At 65.6% G+C, this 18,091-nt stretch carries 17 protein-coding genes; 10 read left to right on the top strand and 7 right to left on the bottom strand.

What is annotated here, in order from left to right:
• The first annotated feature begins 57 nt into the window (after positions 1 to 57).
• On the top strand, positions 58 to 780 hold the full coding sequence (locus ACYVD7_RS07430; RefSeq protein WP_460761079.1) for an RNA-binding protein: 723 nt from the start codon (positions 58 to 60) through the stop codon (positions 778 to 780).
• Positions 781 to 920: 140 nt separating this feature from the next.
• On the opposite strand, the gene ACYVD7_RS07425 is transcribed toward ACYVD7_RS07430, so the two are convergent.
• Positions 921 to 1,388 carry a YehS family protein gene (locus ACYVD7_RS07425; RefSeq protein WP_460761077.1) on the bottom strand — a complete coding sequence of 156 codons (468 nt, stop codon included), beginning with the start codon at positions 1,386 to 1,388 and terminating at the stop codon, positions 921 to 923.
• A 63-nt stretch (positions 1,389 to 1,451) separates the two neighbouring features.
• Positions 1,452 to 2,309, bottom strand: a complete 858-nt coding sequence (locus ACYVD7_RS07420; RefSeq protein WP_460761074.1) for a PA4780 family RIO1-like protein kinase — start codon at positions 2,307 to 2,309, stop codon at positions 1,452 to 1,454.
• Between the two features lie 164 nt (positions 2,310 to 2,473).
• Between ACYVD7_RS07420 and ACYVD7_RS07415 the strand changes: the two genes are divergently transcribed.
• From ACYVD7_RS07415 to ACYVD7_RS07405, 3 genes are all read left to right on the top strand, one after another.
• Positions 2,474 to 3,316 carry a class I SAM-dependent methyltransferase gene (locus ACYVD7_RS07415; RefSeq protein ID WP_460761072.1) on the top strand — a complete coding sequence of 281 codons (843 nt, stop codon included), beginning with the start codon at positions 2,474 to 2,476 and terminating at the stop codon, positions 3,314 to 3,316.
• Between the two features lie 222 nt (positions 3,317 to 3,538).
• Entirely contained in the window at positions 3,539 to 4,051 is a 513-nt protein-coding gene (locus ACYVD7_RS07410) for a DUF2975 domain-containing protein (RefSeq protein ID WP_460761069.1), read from the top strand.
• 1 nt (position 4,052) lies between these two features.
• The gene (locus ACYVD7_RS07405; RefSeq protein WP_460761067.1) at positions 4,053 to 4,274 is read left to right on the top strand and encodes a helix-turn-helix domain-containing protein; all 222 of its coding nucleotides are present in this window, start codon (positions 4,053 to 4,055) and stop codon (positions 4,272 to 4,274) included.
• Positions 4,275 to 4,547: 273 nt separating this feature from the next.
• Here the strand turns inward: ACYVD7_RS07405 and ACYVD7_RS07400 are convergent, their stop codons facing one another.
• The gene (locus tag ACYVD7_RS07400) at positions 4,548 to 6,317 is read right to left on the bottom strand and encodes a S8 family peptidase (protein ID WP_460761064.1); all 1,770 of its coding nucleotides are present in this window, start codon (positions 6,315 to 6,317) and stop codon (positions 4,548 to 4,550) included.
• 253 nt (positions 6,318 to 6,570) lie between these two features.
• A complete protein-coding gene (locus ACYVD7_RS07395) occupies positions 6,571 to 8,025 on the bottom strand; it encodes a serine hydrolase domain-containing protein (RefSeq protein WP_460761061.1) in 1,455 nt (484 codons plus the stop codon).
• 211 nt (positions 8,026 to 8,236) lie between these two features.
• Between ACYVD7_RS07395 and ACYVD7_RS07390 the strand changes: the two genes are divergently transcribed.
• The 4 genes from ACYVD7_RS07390 (at position 8,237) to arr (ending at position 9,689) form a co-directional block, all read left to right on the top strand.
• Positions 8,237 to 8,428, top strand: a complete 192-nt coding sequence (locus ACYVD7_RS07390; protein ID WP_460761058.1) for a glutathione S-transferase N-terminal domain-containing protein — start codon at positions 8,237 to 8,239, stop codon at positions 8,426 to 8,428.
• On the top strand, positions 8,401 to 8,730 hold the full coding sequence (locus tag ACYVD7_RS07385; RefSeq protein ID WP_460761055.1) for a hypothetical protein: 330 nt from the start codon (positions 8,401 to 8,403) through the stop codon (positions 8,728 to 8,730). Before ACYVD7_RS07390 ends, ACYVD7_RS07385 begins: the two co-directional genes overlap by 28 nt.
• Positions 8,727 to 8,951 carry a hypothetical protein gene (locus ACYVD7_RS07380; protein WP_460761052.1) on the top strand — a complete coding sequence of 75 codons (225 nt, stop codon included), beginning with the start codon at positions 8,727 to 8,729 and terminating at the stop codon, positions 8,949 to 8,951. The genes ACYVD7_RS07385 and ACYVD7_RS07380 overlap by 4 nt, the downstream gene beginning before the upstream one ends.
• Before the next feature lie 336 nt (positions 8,952 to 9,287).
• Positions 9,288 to 9,689 carry an NAD(+)--rifampin ADP-ribosyltransferase gene (gene arr / locus ACYVD7_RS07375; RefSeq protein ID WP_460761049.1) on the top strand — a complete coding sequence of 134 codons (402 nt, stop codon included), beginning with the start codon at positions 9,288 to 9,290 and terminating at the stop codon, positions 9,687 to 9,689.
• Positions 9,690 to 9,869: 180 nt separating this feature from the next.
• Here the strand turns inward: arr and ACYVD7_RS07370 are convergent, their stop codons facing one another.
• Together ACYVD7_RS07370 and ACYVD7_RS07365 are read right to left on the bottom strand one after the other, a co-directional pair.
• A complete protein-coding gene (locus ACYVD7_RS07370; protein WP_460761045.1) occupies positions 9,870 to 12,776 on the bottom strand; it encodes a bifunctional diguanylate cyclase/phosphodiesterase in 2,907 nt (968 codons plus the stop codon).
• A 187-nt stretch (positions 12,777 to 12,963) separates the two neighbouring features.
• Positions 12,964 to 14,985 carry a M13 family metallopeptidase gene (locus ACYVD7_RS07365; RefSeq protein WP_460761043.1) on the bottom strand — a complete coding sequence of 674 codons (2,022 nt, stop codon included), beginning with the start codon at positions 14,983 to 14,985 and terminating at the stop codon, positions 12,964 to 12,966.
• 311 nt (positions 14,986 to 15,296) lie between these two features.
• Here ACYVD7_RS07365 and ACYVD7_RS07360 point away from each other — a divergent pair, with 311 nt between their 5' ends.
• Both ACYVD7_RS07360 and ACYVD7_RS07355 read left to right on the top strand, forming a co-directional pair.
• Positions 15,297 to 15,683 (top strand): BlaI/MecI/CopY family transcriptional regulator, encoded by a 387-nt coding sequence (locus ACYVD7_RS07360; RefSeq protein ID WP_460761040.1) that lies wholly within the window; start codon positions 15,297 to 15,299, stop codon positions 15,681 to 15,683.
• Positions 15,676 to 17,553, top strand: coding sequence for a M56 family metallopeptidase (locus ACYVD7_RS07355; RefSeq protein ID WP_460761037.1), 1,878 nt, complete (start codon positions 15,676 to 15,678; stop codon positions 17,551 to 17,553). Before ACYVD7_RS07360 ends, ACYVD7_RS07355 begins: the two co-directional genes overlap by 8 nt.
• Positions 17,554 to 17,704: 151 nt before the next feature.
• Here the strand turns inward: ACYVD7_RS07355 and ACYVD7_RS07350 are convergent, their stop codons facing one another.
• Positions 17,705 to 18,037, bottom strand: a complete 333-nt coding sequence (locus ACYVD7_RS07350; RefSeq protein WP_460761033.1) for a Hint domain-containing protein — start codon at positions 18,035 to 18,037, stop codon at positions 17,705 to 17,707.
• Positions 18,038 to 18,091 lie beyond the last annotated feature (54 nt).

The raw sequence follows: 18,091 nt of genomic DNA, 5'->3' as shown, positions 1-18,091 counted from the left end.
CCCGCCAGATCCGTACACTACCCATCCGACCGAGCCACCTGAAATCGAGATTGCCTGATGCCCGACCCTATCCGCCTGTCCAAGCGCGTCGCCGAACTGCTCGACTGCTCGCGCGCCGACGCCGAGGCCTACATAGAGGGCGGCTGGGTGTGGGTGGATGGCGTGGTCGTCGAGGCGCCGCAGCACATGGTGACGACGCAGCGCGTCGAGCTCGATCCCGACGCCGTCCTGGAAGCGCCGGAACCCGCCACGATCCTGCTGCACAAGCCGGCCGGCTGGGACGCGATCGAAGGCCGCAAGCCCGCATCGGCATTAGTCACGCCACCCGCGCGCTGGGAGGACGATCCCACCGGCGTGCGGCTGCTCCAGCGTCACTTCGTGCGGTTGACGCCGCTGGTGCCGCTGGATGTCGACGCCAGCGGCCTGATGGTGCTGACCCAGGACGGCCGCGTGTGGCGTCGCCTCACCGAAGACGCGGACCAGATCGAGCACGAATTCATCGTCGAGGTCTCCGGCGACATCGCGCCCTACGGCCTGCGCAAGCTCAACCACGGCCTGCGTTACCGCGGCCGCGAAATCCCGCCGTGCAAGGTGAGCTGGCAGAACGAAATCCGCCTGCGCTTCGCGATCAAGGCAGCACAGCCCGGACAGCTCCACGACATGTGCGCGCAGGTGGGATTGCAGGTCGTCGCGATCCGCCGCATCCGCATCGGCAAGATTCCGCTGGGCAAGATGCCGGCGGGCGCTTGGCGTTACCTGCCGGTCGGTGAGCGGTTCTGAGCTAGCGGCACGTAGGGCGGGTTTTAACCCGCCGCCGTGCGCCGTCGAAGCGGCCGGTCCGTAAGGCGGGTTTCAACCCGCCAATTCGATGGCGCGGGAACGGCGGGTTAAAACCCGCCTTACAACCCGCCTTACGCGCCTCAGGAACCCCGCACTCGCAGCGTCAGTCCCTTGAGGAAATTGCGCAGCAGCTGGTCGCCGCAGGCGCGGTAGTTCTTGTGGTCGGGCTGCCGGAACAACGCGGTCATTTCCGGCTTGGAGATCGGGAAGCCGGCCATCTCGAACACTTCGTGCATGTCGACGTCCTTCAACTCGAACGCGACACGCAGCTTCTTCAGCACGACGTTGTTGGTGACCCGCTTCTCCACCGGTCGCGGCGGGCCGTCGTTGGGGCCGCGGTAGTAGATGACCAGCCCGTCGAGGAACGCCACCAGCACGCGATCGCTGCACTCGACATAGTCGGGATCCTCGTCCCGGCGCAGGAACGCCAGCACGTCCTCCTTCTCGATCGGGAACGCCGGATCGGCGAGCCGGGTGATCTCGACGACCTTGATGTCGCTGAGGTCGAGCATGTAACGGATGCTGCGGAGTACGTCGTTGTTGATCATGGCGGTCCTAAACAATATGTCCTACTCGGTGCCTGGGCCCAGTGTCCGACAACGTGGGCCGACTCAGTCTTCCAGTGCAGCCGCCTCGCGTCCCTGCTGGCGGATCAGCGCCTCATCGCGGGCCTCGTTGATCGCATCGCGGATGCCATCGATATCGGCCAGTCGCTCGTCGTGCTCGAAGATCCCGGTCAGCACGCTGTCCGGCAGCAACGCACCCGCTTCGAACAGCGCCCACATCTCCTCGCCATACCAGGTATCGAGCAACTCCGGCGCCCAGCGCCCCAGGCTCGCAGTGAGGTTGTTGACGTCGCGCAACAGCATCCGCCGCGCCGCGTTGTTGCCGGCGGCACTGACCACCTGCGGGAAATCGATCACCACCGGGCCATCGGGGCCGACCAGCACGTTGTACTGCGACAGGTCGCCGTGGATCAGGCCACAGCACAGCATCCGCACGACCTGGCGCACCAGCACCGCGTGGAAGTCGCGCGCCTGCTCCGCCGTGAGCTCAACCTCACCCAACCGCGGCGCCGAGAAACCTTCCGCGTCGGTCACCAGTTCCATCACCAGCACGCCGTGGTAGTAGCCGAAAGGCTCGGGGACGAGCACGCCCGCGTCGCGCAGCTGGTACAGCGCGTCGACCTCGGTGTTCTTCCAGGCGGTTTCCTGCTGCTTGCGGCCGTACTTGGTGGCCTTGCCGATCGCGCGCATCTCGCGGCTGCCGCGCACCTTGCGGCCTTCCTGGTACTGCACGCGCTGCTGGAAGCTTCGCTGCGCCATGTCCTTGTAGACTTTCGCGCAACGCACATCAGCGCCGCTACGCACCACGTACACCGCCGCTTCCTTGCCGCTTTTGAGGGGGCGCAGGACTTCGTCGATGACGCCGTCGTCGATCAGCGCCTGCAGCGCGGTTGGGGTCTTCATGGAATCCTGGGGGGAGGCCGCGGCGCGGATGGGCGCGGGCCGGGGCGGCATTCTCGCATTGCGGGAGGGGCTGGGGGCGGGAAGTACCTGAATTGCACCGGCCCGCTTCAGGTTGATCGCTTCACCTTCGCTCCAACAATCGCGCCCCAAGGAGATTCCCCATCGTGTCGCACTATTCCGGCCCCCTGCTCACCCGCTCCCTCGCGCAGGCGCTACTGGCCGCGCGCGACGCCGGTGCAGGCACCTGGACCGGATCGCTGGACCTGGAACGGTCCCAGGGCGAGGCCCGCCTCGAACCCGATGCCTGGCTCTGGCGCGACCAGCGCTATCCGTATCCGCTGACGCTGAAGGACCGCACGATCCACTACTGGGACGGCGACGGGTTCGCGCCGGTATCGCGCTTCTCCGGTTCGCTGATCAAGCTGGTGCCCACGCAATGGGGCGCCCCGACCTTCGAGATCGACGGCATCAAGATGCTGCCCACCTCGAAGGAGTCGCCCATCGACGACGCGCGTCGCAAAGTGGCGCTGGTCGAACCACGCGGCAAGGTGGTGCTCGATACCTGCGGCGGGCTGGGCTATTTCGCCGCGTGCTGCCTCGACGCCGGCGTCGCGCGCATCCACTCGTTCGAGAAGAACACCGACGTTCTGTGGCTGCGCACGCTCAATCCGTGGTCGCCGGATCCCGATGCGCCCGGCTTCGGTGGTCGCCTCCAGCTCAACCATGCCGACGTGTCGAAGGCGATCACGCAGATCGCCGATGCGTCGGTGGACGCCCTGCTCCACGACCCGCCGCGCTTCGGGATCGCCGGCGAGCTGTATTCGCAGGTGTTCTACGACCAGCTCGCGCGTGTCCTGCGCCGCGGCGGTCGCCTGTTCCACTACACCGGAAGCCCCAACAAGCTCACCAGCGGGCGCGATGTCCCCCGCGAAGTACTCAAGCGGCTGGAGAAGTCGGGGTTCAAGGCGCAACTCGCGCTGGATGGGGTGTTGGCGACGCGGCGGTGAGTGTTGCCTGGGGCTTTGGGCGTTGACGCCCCTGGCATCGGGCCCCGACAGGCCTCCTCCATGAAACGTTGTTTCCGGCGACCGGGCGAGCGGTCGAACCGGGCAGCATCCGCCGGTGATTTCCCGACGGCTTAAGCACCTCTGGGGGTGCCTTCTGGCCTATTTTTATCGTAAAGCGATATGTATATTATCGTTTAACGATAACTTAGTCGGGGAATCCGTATGAACCGCACGTCCGCCCAAGCCCTCTCCGTCGCCCGCCCGGTCATCCAGGGGCTGACCGTCCTCAACATTCTCTACGGCGTTTGCATCGCCCTGCTGTTGGCATCGAGCTTCTTCATGGAAGGCTGGCCGGAAAAGCCGCTCGGCTTCGACCTGGTGAAGATGCACCCGCTGGCACCGCTCGGACTGCGAGCGATCGTCGTCATCGGGATCATCGGCGCGGCGATCGTCCACACGATCCTGCGGCGGCTACTGGCGATCGTCGACACCGTGCGCAGCGGCGATCCGTTCATCCTCGAGAACGCCCAGCGTCTGGACGCGATCGCCTGGCGCGTGCTCGGGCTGGAGGTGCTGCGCCTGCTGGTGATGGCGATTGCGGCAGTGGTGTGGGAGCCGGGGAAGCTGGGCGGCTTCACGTTCGCGCCGTGGCTCGCGGTGCTGATGCTGTTCGTGCTGTCGGGCGTGTTCGCACACGGCGCCCGCATGCGCGCCGACCTCGAAGGAACGGTGTGACATGGCCATCGTCATCCGTCTGGACGAACAACTTCACGCGCGCCGCATGACACTCACCGAACTCGCCGCGCGCATCGACATCACCCTCGCCAACCTGTCGATCCTCAAGACCGGCAAGGCGAAGGCGATCCGCTTCTCCACGCTCGAGGCGATCTGTGTCGCACTCGAGTGCCAGCCCGGCGACCTGCTCGCCTTCGATCCCGCACTTGCCGCCGAGGAGTGATGCCATGTCCACCCGTCCGCTTGCCCGGCTATTCGCCCCCGACCCGCGCTTTGATGGCGTCCGCCCCATCCAGGTGTGGGGCCTGCGCCTGTTCTACTTCCTGATGCTGGTGTTCGTCGCCTCGTCCGCATGGCGCGTGCTGCTGACGCACGAAGGCCCATGGGATCCGGTACGCGCGGTCGCTTTCACCGTGTGGGCCACCTACCCCGCGCTCGCGCTGTTCGGACTGCTGCATCCCCTGCGCTGGCTGCCGCTGATGTTCTTCACCATCGGCTACAAGGCGATCTGGCTCGCGTTCGTCGCGTATCCGCTGTGGCAAGCCGGCACGTTGTGGGGTACGCCTACGGGCGAGGTCGCCAGTTCGTTCCTTGCGCTGCCGCTGCTCGCGGCGGTGGTGCCGTGGGGATATGCGTGGAGGACGTATTTTGCGTGGCCGCGGCGAACGCTTGCGCTCCGGTCGACCTGATCGGCATTTCTACGATCACTTTCCGGTCGCATCCAACCAGAAGCCCGCCTTTCGGCGGGCTTCTGCGTTCCTGTCACGGGCGCGTTCCTGTCACGGCCGCTTGACCCAGACGTCATAGCTGCCGGCGCCGGCGTACGACAGAACTTTCCAGTAGTAGTAGCCGGCGGTGCCGCTGTAGGAGGCCGATTCGTCGCTGCTGGAACCATCGGACTTGGCCACCTGCACCCAGCTGGAACCGTTCCATTTGTACAAGTACAGGTCGAAGCCTGGTGGGTGCCTGACACGGTCGACTGGTAGTAGTTGCCATTGGGCTGCATGTCATTGTCGCCGGCGCCGCTGAGCGAGCCGCTGTACTTGCTGCATCCGGTGCACGGGTCGGTACCGCCGCCACCGCCGCTGACCACCGAGTACAGCAGGCGATTGGGCGAACCCATCACGTCGCTGATCCGGTTGGCGCTGGCGCCGTTGAGCAGTGCGGTGGTCACCTGGCTCGGGGTGGCCGCCGGGTTGTTGGCCAGGTACAGCGCGGCCACGCCGACCACGTGCGGAGTGGCCATCGAGGTGCCGCTGATGACGTTGGTGGCGGTGTCGCCGTTGTTCCAGGCGGACCTCACGTTCGATCCCGGTGCGAACAGGTTGACGCAGCTGCCGTAGTTGGAGAACGACGAACGCGCATCCGACGAGGTGGTGGATCCGATGGTGAACGCCAGCGAGGCACGTGCCGGCGAGTAGTTGCAGGCATCGTCGTTGTCGTTGCCCGCGGCGACCACCGCGGTCACGCCGGCGTTGACGAGACGGTTCACCGCCGCGTCCACCGAGGACGAAGCACCGCCGCCGATGCTCATGTTCGCCACGGCCGGCTTGATGTGGTTGGCCGCCACCCAGTCGATGCCGGCAATGATCCCCGACCAGCTGCCGGTGCCATCGCAGCCGAGCACGCGTACCGAGTGCAGCCGCACGCCCTTGGCCACGCCGTAGGTAGCGCCGCCCACGGTGCCGGAGACGTGGGTGCCGTGGCCTGCGCAGTCGCTGGTGCCCCAACCGTCGTTGATCGCGGTGTAGCCGTTGCCGACGCGGCCGCCGAACTCGGCGTGGGTGGCGCGGATGCCGGTGTCGATGATGTAGGCGTGCACCGCCGAGGCGGTGGTGTCGTAGGTGTAGGTCCCGCTCAGCGGCAGGTCGCGCTGGTCGATGCGATCGATGCCCCAGGTCGCCCCGGACTGGGTGGCGGTGGCACGTGCGATGCCGTCCTCTTCGACGTAGTCCACGCGCGGGTCGGCGAGCAGGCGCGCCAGCGCACGGTCGTCGGCCCGGGCGACGAAGCCACGCAGGACCTTGTTGAAGGCGCGCACCAGCCTGGCGCCATGGGCGCGGCTCATCTGCTCGGCGATTGCGGGAAGCGCCGGGCGCCGGCCCGACGACTCGCCGGCCAGCGCGGCGCTGTCCTGTTTGAGGACGACGATGTACTGGCCCTGGATCGGCTTGCGGGCGAACTTGAGTTCAGCGGCGCCAGCCGGAGCGGCGAGCACCAGCGCGGTGGCGATGGCGAGTGCGGCGGGTACGGGATGTTTGTTCACGGTTGTTTTCCCCAGGTGGATGGCATGCGGCGGCGGACCGCGCCGTGCATGTGTCAGCCACCCGCGGCATGCCGGGCATGCATGGGGCATTCAAAAAATTCTCAAATCGGGTTCAACGCGCGTCTGCCGCCACAATTTGCTGGGTGGCGACACCGTGGTCCGCTGATTTGTCGAATCGTCACCGTCCATTCGTCAAGCAGACGAACTCAGCCGGACTATCCGCATGCTGCCCGTCCCGTCTCCGCGACCACCATCAATCCGCCAGCAACCGGATCGACAGCACCTGGTTCGAACCCAGCTTGGCGACGAAGTTGCCTTCCGCCCCCTGCGCGCGCAGGTCGTGGATACCAATCGGCGTCACCAGCGCGGCCCGTGCGAAACCTCCGCGCGGGTCGATGCCGATGACCTGCAGCGAACCCGCATCCTTCTGCGGAAACTTGTTCAACCAGGCACCCAGCGGCTCGACCGGCAATGAAATCGTTCCGGTGCACAGTCCCTCTTCCAGCGTGAACCGGGCCGTGCCGACAAACGCCTTCCCATCGAACTCGCCCTCGTAGCGCGAAGCGTGCACCGGGCACGCGGTCCGCGCCGGTGCACGCACGCTGGCGTCAAACTTGAATGACGCCGCGAGCATCATCGCGGTCTGTTCGATCGAAGCGACCCACAGCGCGTTCGACAGCACGCTCACGCCAACCTTCCGCTCCGGCCACAGCACCAGCGCACCGCGCGCACCGTTGGTGACGCCTGCGTGGTGGGCAACGCGCTCGCCGTCTGCGTCCTTCGCTACCCGCCAGCCGAAACCGACGTCGTAATCCCGTTCGCTCGCGACCGTCCCATCGGCGAGCCTTGTCGGTTCGAGCATCCATTCGAAGGTCGCCGGGGCAACCACCTGGCCGGCCATCAACCGCCCACCGAACAACGCGAGTGCTTCCGGCGTTGCGCCCAGGCCACCGCCCGCCCAGGTGTAGCTGTAGTCGTGCTTCGCCGCACGACTCACCTGCCCGTCGACGAATTCATAAGCTCGCGACGCGCTGGCGTTGTCGCTGTCGGTGGCGTCCTCGCCGATGGCCAGTCCCGGCGTGATCCTGCTCGATAGGTAATCGAGAAAAGGCATGCCCGCACGCGCCTCGATGACCGCGCTCAGCAGCGTGTACCCCCAGGAGGAATACGAATACCGGGTGCCTGGCGCCGACAACAATTCACGATCCCGGAAAATGCCAACGGCGTCGCGCACCGAGGCGTAATGCACGCCGCCGCGATCATCGTCGACCGGCTGATAGTGCGGCAGGCCGGACGTATGCGCCGCCAGCTGCCGCGGGGTGATCGGCGACCACTTGGCATCCAGCCAGGGCAGCACGGACTGCACCGGGGCGTCGACATCCAGCGCGCCCTGCTCCTTCAGCTTCGCAGCCGCGGTGGCGGTGACGGCCTTGGACACGCTGGCCAGCCGGAACAGCGTGTTCCGGTCGACCCGCAGCCCCTGCTCGACATCCCGATAACCAGCGCTACCGACCCACACCGTCTTTCCATCGCGAACCACTGCCGCCCCCATGCCGGGAACGCCATTGGCCTCGACCAGGGCTTGGAGCATTCGATCGGAGATGTGCGCGGCGGCGACATCATCGCGACTGCTTTCCGCCTGCGCTGGAGCGGCGATCGTCAGTGAAAGGGTTAGCGCGGCAACGGGGAAGCGGGTTCGTCCATTCATGGATAGGTAGTCCTTGGTTGAAAGCACGACGGCGTGCGGGAGAGTGGACCGGCGGGAGGCTGGAGAGTTCATTGGCTGCCGCGCTATCGGTCGGCGATCCTTGCTTCTTGAGTAGCTTGCCCACGGCAGATCGGCGGCCACGGAACCCTGAATAAATGTCGAATCGCGGCCGGCCCATTCGTTGCACGGACAAGCCCACCTGGAGTTCGGCATGCCATCTGCCCTTCCCCGGCTGTACGCCCACCCGTTTTCCTCCTACAGCCAGAAGGCGCTGATCGCGCTGTACGAAAACAAGACCCCGTTCGACTACCGCAATCTGGAAGACGCACAAGCCACCGCCGAACTGGCGGCGTTGTGGCCGATGCGTCGCTTCCCATGCTGGTCGATGGCGAGCGCACGGTGATCGAAGCGACCTGCGTCATCGAATACCTGCCCTCCACCGCGCTGGCGCGGGAGGCAGAGCCCGGACAATGTCAGGGCAACACGCCGGCATGCTGGTACATCGTGTTCGGTACCAGTGATCAGCCGTCGCGGACGTTGTATTTCGCCAACGGCAAGACGCACGCGCTATCCGGCCGCGAAATATCGATCGAAGCCATCCAGATGTACGAATCGCCGGACAAGTACAACTACGTCGCAACCACCTTCGAATTCGACTGCGAAAACGTACGGTCCGCATTCCCCGCATTTACGCACAGACCGTGAGCGGAAAGATCGAGAAGGAGACGGCGAGCGAACCGAAGTGGATCGCCGTACCCGAATACAGTTGGGTCGACCAGGTCTTCAAGCTCCTGCGCCCCGACGCAAAAGCGGAGCCCGACAAGTATTCCTTCGTCTGGCTGTCCGAACTGCCACGCGCCGCAGACGTGCTCCTGCTCGCACGCCGGATGGTGTGGGAAGGCGAATTCGAAAACCGGCGCAGATAGGCTTTTCCTTCTGTTGCTCGATCGGGAGCAGGCAGATGGCCACTACGTCGCAGCCGACGACGCCATGCCGCGCGCCGCCCCACCGGATCGAACCCGACAAACCTCGGGTGGAGACCTGGGGCACTTCAAAACAAAAGGCCCGCATTGCGGGCCTTTGTCTTGGAGTCGCACCTTGCCCTGCTGCTCAGGAAGACTTCCGGCGACCAGAAATAGAAAAGGGAAGCGCCACGCGCCTCCCACAATCAATTTATATACCGCATGGGGGCTTGCGACAAGACCCCAGGCGTGATGCAGCATCGCCGTCCTGTCGAAAGGGCAGGAAACCGGAGTGACGCGATGACCGATTCGCAGACGTACTACCACGGCACAAAGGCCGACCTGAAGATGGGTGACCTGATCGAGCCGGGCTATGCCTCCAACTATGGCCAAAGGAAACAGGGAAACTTCGTTTACCTGAGCGCCACGCTGGATGCGGCCACCTGGGGTGCCGAGCTGGCCGTTGGCGCAGGACGCGGCAGGATCTACATCGTGGAACCAACAGGATCCATTGAAGATGATCCGAACCTGACGAACGGGAGATTTCCCGGAAATCCTACAAAGTCATACCGTTCCCGGAATCCATTCCGCGTCGTCGGCGAGGTTGCTGAGTGGAACGGTCACTCCCCTGGGCAGCTCAAGGAAATGCACGATCACCTTGAGGACCTCAGGCAGCGTGGTGTTGAGCCAATCGAAGAATGAACACGATTCGAACCGTCTAACAGCGGGCGCAAGGCGGGCTCAAGCTCGCCCTGCGCGGGTTACACGTTGGACTGTGTTGACCAGCTTCACTGTTGAAAGCCAAGCCGCGGCACGAAGCCTGACGCCTAGCGCGACCACAGCCGCGCCGGGAGACATGCCTGGTAACGCCCGCCTTCTCGCTCAATGCGCGCGCCGCGCCGCCCACTCCGTCGCCGGTCGCGCGCGCGAGAACAGGAATCCCTGCCCCAGCTCGCACCCCATGTTCAGCAGGCTCATGCGCTGCTCCTCGGTCTCCACGCCCTCGGCGACCACGTCCATGCCCAGCGTGTGCGCCATCGCCAGTACCGCTTTCACCACCGGCGTGCTGCCGCGCTGCCCACCATTCTGCAGCGCGCTCACGAACGAGCGATCGATCTTCAGCGTGTGCAATGGGAACCTGTGCAGGTAGCTCAACGAGGAATAGCCGGTGCCGAAGTCGTCCAGCGCGGTCACGATCCCGGCGGTGCGCAGCTCCTGCAGCGTGCGCCGCACCTGCTCGGGATTGTCGAGGAGCGCGCCTTCGGTGACCTCCAGCCGGATGCATTCGGGGGAAAGCCGGTGACTGTCGAACAGATCAAGCATCTGTCCGGCCAGTTCGGGCGAGCGGAAATGCCTTGGCGAGACATTCAGGGTGACGTAGCCGCTGCCGTCCAGGAGCATGCCGATCTCGCTGCAGGTACGTTCGTACATCTGCCAGTCGATCTGCTCGACGCTTCCGGTTTCCTCCGCCACCTCCAGGAATTCGCCCGGCGCGACCAGGCCGCGCTGCGGATGGCGCCAGCGCAACAACGCTTCATATCCGACCACGTGCGCGTCGACCAGGCGCACGATCGGCTGGAAGTGCGGTTCGAACTCGTCGCGCTGCAATGCGCGGCGGAGGTCATTCTCCAGCTCCAGCAACGCTATGGCCTCCTGATGGAGCCGTTCGTCGAAGATTTCGAAGCGCTGGCGGCCGTGCGCCTTGGCGCGGTACATCGCCACGTCGGCATCGCGCAGCAACTCCTCCGCACGCTTGTAACGCGCGTGGCCAAGCGTGATGCCGATGCTCGCCGAGGTAAACAACTCCTTGCCATCGATGTGCATCGGCTGGCTCAGCGATTCGATCGCGCGTTGCGCCGCGTGGCAGGCTTCTTCCGGCAGGTTTACGTCCTCCAGCAGCAATGCGAACTCGTCGCCGCCCAGGCGCGCCACGACATCGAAAGGACGCACGCAGGCCAGCAGCCTCGCCCCCGCCTCCTTCAGCATCTCGTCGCCGGCGAGATGGCCGACGCTGTCGTTGATCACCTTGAAACGGTCGAGATCCAGGAACAGTACGGCAAAGCGGTGGCTGGGATCGCGCTCCAGCCGCGCCAACGACCGCTCCAGTGCGTCGTACAGGAAGCTGCGGTTGGGGAGACCGGTGAGCGAATCGTGCATCGTCTCGTGCATCAGCTGCTGCTCGGCCCGCTGGCGCTCGTTGATCTGCTCCCGCAGTTCGCCTACTGCCTTGGCAAGTTCACGCGTGCGGTCCGTGACGCGATGTTCCAGTTCCGCCTGCGCCTGCTTGCGATCGAGCGCGGTCAGGATGTGCTGGGCCATGTAAGTCAACAGGGCGCGATCCTCCTCGCCGTAGCGCTCGGCGGCGTCGTAGCTCTGGACCACGACTGCGCCACGCACCTTGCCTTCGGAAATCATCGGAACGCCCAGCACATCCTCGGCGGGGGCGCCGAAGGAGACGCTTTCGGGGATGCCGAGCTGCCGGTTCACCTGCGCCGGAGGACCCATGACGGCACGACCGCTACGGATCACGCCGAGCGTCATGGTGTCGCGCATTTCCGCTTCGGGAATTTCCACGCCGATGTCGACCAGGTGCGGGTCCTTCTCGTCGGCGTGATAGATCACCCGCAGAGTTTCGCGCTCGGCGTCGTGCATGGCGATGATCAGGTTGCGCGCATACATCAGCTCTTCGACCACGAGATGGATGCGCCGCAGCATGTCGCTCATGTACAGCTCGCTGCTGGCGAGATCGGCAATGCTGTAAAGCGCGGCCTGCAGCTTTTCGCCGCGCTGGCGTTCCACCACCTCTTCCACTAGCGCGCGGGTGCGGTCTTCCACCTGGTGCGCCAGTTCCACGTTGGCCTGCTTGCGCTGCAGTGCGGTCAGGATGTGCTGGGCGACGTAGCCCAGCAGGGCGCGATCCTCTTCTGTAAACCGGTCCTTCTGGTCATAGCTTTGCACTATCACCACGCCGCGCACCGCGCCTTCGGACACCATGGGGATGCCCAGCCAGTCGGCGCTTTCCTGACCGAAGCTGCCAGCCGGAGCCAGCCCGAACTGTTTGCGCAGTTGCTGCGACGGCCCCATCGCCGGCAGTCCGCTGCGGATCACCGCCAAGGTCAGGCTGTTGCGCACGCGCTCGGCGGGAATCTCCTCGCCGACCGCCACCCCGTGGTCTCCTTTCTCGTCCGCCACGTATACGAACTGCACCGTGTCGCGCTCAGGTGAGTACAGGGCGATCTTGAAGTTCTCGGCATACATCAGCCCGGCCACCACCGCGTGCGTGCGCCGAAGCATTTCCTGCAGGTCATATTTGCTGCTGGCGAGGTTGGCCAGCGAGTACAGCGCGTTCTGCAGTTGTGCCGCCTTCTCCATCCGTCCGGCGGCGTTGTGCGCGGCCACCAGCTCGACTTCAGCTCGCATGCGCGCGGCGAGCAGGGTCAGGAAGTCGAGCAGGCCCGCGGGAGTGCCCCCTGGGCGCGCGCAGTCCTGCGGCCATTCAGCGACAAAGACCGCTTCTGCGTAATCCAGCGGATTCGCGATCCGCACCCGACCGTCGCGGACGGTCTCGCCGGCCACGCTCGCCCCGCGCGCCAGGGCTTCGCCAATGAGCTCGGCCTCTTCCCGCGACAACGGCGTGGTGGGCCACTGGTGCCGGCGCAGCCGTCCAAGGTTCGTCATGCCGGAGATCCACACCAGGCGGGCGTCGCGGCAATCGAACACGGCTTCCGCCATGCGCAGCACGAGCGCGTCGAGTACGTGCGGCCGCATCGGCGCCGCGGGGATCGTCACCCATTCCATGGTCCGCACGCGCCCAGCCGACCTGTGGAATGATCTGGCCATATAGATTTCCAAACGCCACAACGCACGGTATACGGCCGCTTGTCGGCCCTGCGGAACTCCCGTACGCCAGTCGTGACGGGTTAACCCGTCACGACTGGATGAAAACCTCACACCCTACCGAGGCCAGTCCGAGGCCTCACCACACTTCGCAGCGATCAGCCTCCGCCCGCACCATCGGCGCATCCGCCTTGCACTGGAACGCTGCGCGGAACGCCGGCAGGTTCGACAGCGGCCCGTTGACACGGTACTTGGCCACCGGATGTGGGTCGCCCTGGATCATCGTGCGCTGGGTTTCCATGCGGATTTCGTCACCGCGGAACTGGCCCCAGGCGAGGAAGAACTGCTGTTCGGGGGTGAACCCATCGATCGTCGGCTCCGGATCCTTGCCCTCGCGTGACTTCAGGTAGGCGCGGTAGGCGATCTTGGCACCGGCCAGGTCGCCGATGGATTCGCCCAGCACCAGCTTGCCGTTGTGGTGCACGCCCGGTTCGATGAAATAGCCCTCGAACTGGTTGACCACGCACTGACCCTTGGCCTGGAACTGCTTGTTGTCCTCGGGCGTCCACCAGTTGGACAGGCGGCCCTGTGCGTCGAATTGCGCGCCCTGGTCGTCGAAGCCGTGGCTGATCTCGTGACCAATGACGACGCCGATCGCGCCGTAGTTGACGGCGTCGATGGCGGTCACGTCGAACGCGGGCGGCTGCAGGATGCCGGCGGGGAACACGATCTCGTTCTGCGACGGGTTGTAGTACGCGTTGGACGTCGGCGGCGTCATGCCCCAGCGGCTGCGGTCGGTCGGCTTGCCCACCTGGCTGCGGTTGTCGGCGACATTCCAGCGCGAGGCGGCGACGTTGTTGTCCCACGCCGAATCACGCGAGACGACCACGCCCTTGTAGTCCTTGAACTTGTCCGGATAGCCCAGCTTGGGGAAGAAGGTGGCGCGCTTCTCCAGCGCTTTCTTCTTGGTTTCCGGGTCCATCCAGTCGATGTCGCGGATGGTGTCGTCCATCGCCAGCAGGATGTTCTTCACCATCTCCTGCATCTTGGCCTTGGCTTCCGGCGGGAAGTATTTCTCGACGTACTTCGCGCCGAGCGCCTCGCCGAGCTGGCTGTCGGTGGCTTCGGCGCAGCGCTTCCAGCGCGGCTTCATCTCCTTGGCACCGGTCAGGAACTTGCCGTTGAAGGCGAAGTTCTCCTCGACGAACGGCGTGGACAGCGACGGCGCGGCGTCATTGAGCACCTGCCACTGCAGGTAGGCCTTCCACTGCGCCAGCGATGTCGTCGCCAATTCCTTCTCGACCTGCTGCAGGAACTTCGGCTGGGTCACGTTCACCGCATCGTGCGGCATGTGGGCGGCATCGAAGTATTTCGCCCAGTTGAAACTCGGAACCAGCTTGGCCAGGTCGGCGAACGCGGTCGGGTTGTCCGACAGCTTGGGATCGCGCAGCTGCACGTTGTCGAAGGAGGCTTCAGCCAGGCGCTTCTCGAAGGCGAACACGGTGTCTGCGTTCTGCTTCGCCTGTTCCGGCGCGGTGCCGGCGAGTTCGAACATCTTCGCCACGTGTTCGAGGTATTTCGCGCGGGCCTCGACGAAGCGCGGCTCGGGCTTGAGGTAGTAGTCGCGGTCGGGCATGCCCAGACCACCGGCGTAGATGTTCGCGACGGTCTTCGAGGGTTCGTGCAGGTCTTCGCCTGCGTACACGATGAACGGCACGAACACGCCGCGGTCGTGCAGCTTGCCGATCACCTGCTGCAAGCCGGCCTTGTTCCTGATGGCGGCGACTTCGTCGAGCGAGGGCTGAACCGGCTTGCTGCCGAGCGCGTCGATGCGGGATTCGTCCATGCAGGCGGCGTAGAAGTCGCCGGCGAGCTGGCCCGCACTACCCTTGGTCCAGTCGGTTTTCGCCGACAGCTCGTTGAGGATGTCGCGGACGTGTTCCTTGTTGACCTCGCCTGATTGCCAGCGCCGGCTCCATCGGTCCATGTAGTCCGGGATCGGGTTCTGCTGCCGCCACGCGCCATTGGCGTAGTCGAAGAAGTCGGTGCAGGCCTCGCCGTTACGGTTGATGTCGTCGGGATTGATCCCGTGCATCGCACCGGCCGAAGCGGTCGTGGCGGCTGCTAGCAAAGCGACGAGCGGAAAGCTGGACCTTTTCACGGCAACACGCTCCTTGTTGGTTGAGTGGGCCCACTATAGCCACCCGCTTTCCCTGGACCCGTCCCAGAAGTCCTGTGTGCTGGCGATCTGATGCGCGATAGGCGATGCGTGAATCGAACCGCAGAACCGTTTGGCGAGTAGAAGCCGGCCTTGCCGACCGCAGGCGCATTCGAGCGCAGTTTCCCCGGATTGTTCCAGGCCGCTCTTATCCGTGCCGATCGCAGGCATGACTTCCGACCTAGACAAAAAGATCTAGACAATCTTGTCTAGCAGGCGTAGCGTGCCCCCATCGCCCAACCTGCCCCGGATCGATGACCAAGCCCCGCCCTCCCAAGCCCACGCCCGCCGAACTCGAGTTGCTGCGCACGCTGTGGCAGTTGGGCCCGTCCACGGTGAAGCAGGTACACGAAGCACGGCAGCGCGAGCGCCCCGAGGTGACCTCCGCCACCGTGCTGCGGCTGCTGCAGGTCATGCACGGCAAGGGACTGCTCAAGCGCGACGAGAGCCAGCGCTCGCATGTGTACGCCGCCGCACAGAAGCAGGGGTCGCTGCAGACCCGGTTGCTCGATGACCTGATCCACAAGGCCTTCGCCGGTTCCGGCAAGGACCTGGTGCTGGCCGCGCTGCGTGGTGGTCGCGTCAGCGACGCCGAGCGCGAGGAGATCCAGCGCTTTCTCGAGGAGACGCGCGATGAGTGACGCCATGACGATGCTCGTGCCAACGCTGGCGCTCGCGCTGCTGCACTTCCTCTGGCAGGGTGCGCTGCTCGGCCTGTTCGCGGCGCTGGTGCTGGTGCTGCTGCGCAACGCGCGACCACAGGCACGCTACGCCGTGGCTTGCCTGTCGCTGCTGGCCTGCGTGCTGCTCCCGGCGTGGAATCTGGTGCAGGCGCTGGCGTTTGCCGATGCGCCGACGCTGGGGTCCGTGCCGGCCATGGCACGCGATTTCGTCGACAGCGTGTCCACCGTGCCGGGCGCGACGCTGCGGGCGTTGCCGACACCTTCTGCGGAGGCGCTGCCCTGGGTCGTCGCGTTGTGGGCGGCCGGTGCCGCGTCGCTCTCGCTGCGCATGGGCTGCGGACTGCTGTGGGTGCGTCGCCTCTGCCGCACAGCGGATGACGTCGAACCTGTCGCGCGCTGGCAAGCCTGCGTCGATCGGCTCGCGCCACGACTGGGCATCACCCGCGCAGTCACGCTGCGCCTGACGCAGATCGGCGACGGCCCGGTAACCGCCGGCTGGCATCGGCCGATGGTGCTGCTGCCGCTGGCCGTCGCCACGCACCTGCCCGTGGAACTGGTCGAAGCCCTGATCGCACACGAACTCGCACACATCCGTCGCCACGATTACCTGGTCAACCTGCTGCAGGGTGCCGCCGAAGCGCTGCTGTTCTATCACCCGGTGGTGTGGTGGTTGTCCCATCGCATCCGCGAAGAACGCGAGCTCGTTGCCGACGATCTCGCCGCCACCGCGCTCGGCGACCGCCGGTGCCTCGCGCTCGCCCTGGCCGAACTCGATCGGCATGTCATCGATCAGGTGTCTAGACGATCGACTGCTTTCGGATCCGTCTTCCCGTCCCATTACGCGCCCGCCGCGCACGGAGGTCAGCTCATGTCCCGCATCAAGCAACTCGTCCGCCCCGAACACCGCGCCCTTGGCGGCGCCCTGGTCCTTCCCCTGATCGGTCTCGCCATCGCGGGCGCTACCTTCGCCCACGCGCGACTGGCCGCGCCGACGGTGAGCGCCGCGCCGGCCGCAACGACGAAGGCCGCCCTGCCCGCACCGACCGCGAAGCCGGGCATGCAAATCCTCGCCGACGCGGATGAACCCCGCCGCGACCACTCCGCTTTCGCGCTGGTACGCAAGGACGGCGACGACATCACCCTGTCCGGCGACACGGGCGACATCGACGACATCCACGCCGCACGGGATCGCATCGACGGCGACTTCGTCTGGTTCCGCCGCGACGGCAAGTCCTGGGTGGTGCGCGACGCCGACACCATCGCCCGCGTGCGCAACGCATTTGTTGGCACCGAGGCGCTCAACCAGCAGATGCAGGCCCTCGAAACCCAGATGCAGCCGCACAACGATCACCTGGAAGCCCTGAGCGCGCGCATGGAATCGCTGTCCAAAAACAATGCGTTCGAGTCCCCCGAAGCGCGCGCCGCCACCGCGAAAATGGAAGCCCTCGGCGAGAAGATGGAAGCGCTGGGCGAGCGCCAGGGCGCACTGGCCGAGCGGATGGGCAAGGCAAGCGAGGCCGACATGGCGCGCCTGGATGCCGAGCGCGATGCCCTCGACCGCGAGCAGGAGGCGCTCAACCGGGAGATGGAGCAGCACAACCGCACGCTCGAGGCGCTCAACGCCCGCATGGAAGCGCAGCACGAACCCATGGAAGCACTGAGTCGCGAGATGGAAGCAGCCAGCAAGCCGATGGAAGCGATCGGTCGCGAGATGGAAACGCTGGGCACGCGCATCGAACGCGAGTCGGAAGCAGCCGATGCGCAGGTACGCAAGCTGCTCGACGAGGCGTACCGGAGCGGTCTGGCCGAAGCGGTGCCAGCGAAGTAGGAATCGGAAGCAGGAACCGCGATCCACCGGGCATCAAGACGGTGGGCCAAGGCCCACCCTGCAAAGCACAATGGAAGTCGTAGGGCGGGCTTGAGCCCGCCTCACTCGAATTGATCTTCGGACCAACGGTTGCCGGCGCTTGCCGGGCCAATCAACCCGCCGGCTTGATGATCCAGCAGGCCTTGGTGACTTCGGACGATCCCGGCTCGGTGAAGTCCGCCAATATCTTGTACTGCGGGCCGGCATCGACGCGGCGCAGCACCCTGCTCCAGCCGGGCTTGCCGACGACCTCATTGAACGACCACACGCGGTCGTCGATCCGCAGCTCGGCAATGGTGACCTTGCCACGTGACTCGGTGGACACCACAGTGTCGTTCGCGAAGCCACTCCTGCACGTGCCGAAGCCCAAGCCGTTGTTCGCGTGGGCCGACGCGGACACGAGGCCGAGAGCGACCATCGCGGTCGCGAACTGGTAGATACGCATTCCTTTCCCCGTTGCATCCGCTGCTGACCGCATTCTTGCGGCCCGACGAAACAG

It is taken from the genome of Lysobacter fragariae (assembly GCF_054779775.1).
The sequence above is the reverse complement of the archived record's forward strand: the minus strand, read 5'-3'. Positions and strand labels throughout refer to the sequence as shown.

Coding starts and splice junctions, on each gene's coding strand:
- ACYVD7_RS07430 (WP_460761079.1), top strand. CDS start 58: ATGCCCGACCCTATCCGCCTGTCCAAGCGCGTCGCCGAACTGCTCGAC.
- ACYVD7_RS07425 (WP_460761077.1), bottom strand. CDS start 1,388: ATGATCAACAACGACGTACTCCGCAGCATCCGTTACATGCTCGACCTC.
- ACYVD7_RS07420 (WP_460761074.1), bottom strand. CDS start 2,309: ATGAAGACCCCAACCGCGCTGCAGGCGCTGATCGACGACGGCGTCATC.
- ACYVD7_RS07410 (WP_460761069.1), top strand. CDS start 3,539: ATGAACCGCACGTCCGCCCAAGCCCTCTCCGTCGCCCGCCCGGTCATC.
- ACYVD7_RS07405 (WP_460761067.1), top strand. CDS start 4,053: ATGGCCATCGTCATCCGTCTGGACGAACAACTTCACGCGCGCCGCATG.
- ACYVD7_RS07395 (WP_460761061.1), bottom strand. CDS start 8,025: ATGAATGGACGAACCCGCTTCCCCGTTGCCGCGCTAACCCTTTCACTG.
- ACYVD7_RS07390 (WP_460761058.1), top strand. CDS start 8,237: ATGCCATCTGCCCTTCCCCGGCTGTACGCCCACCCGTTTTCCTCCTAC.
- ACYVD7_RS07385 (WP_460761055.1), top strand. CDS start 8,401: ATGCTGGTCGATGGCGAGCGCACGGTGATCGAAGCGACCTGCGTCATC.
- arr (WP_460761049.1), top strand. CDS start 9,288: ATGACCGATTCGCAGACGTACTACCACGGCACAAAGGCCGACCTGAAG.
- ACYVD7_RS07360 (WP_460761040.1), top strand. CDS start 15,297: ATGACCAAGCCCCGCCCTCCCAAGCCCACGCCCGCCGAACTCGAGTTG.
- ACYVD7_RS07355 (WP_460761037.1), top strand. CDS start 15,676: ATGAGTGACGCCATGACGATGCTCGTGCCAACGCTGGCGCTCGCGCTG.
- ACYVD7_RS07350 (WP_460761033.1), bottom strand. CDS start 18,037: ATGCGTATCTACCAGTTCGCGACCGCGATGGTCGCTCTCGGCCTCGTG.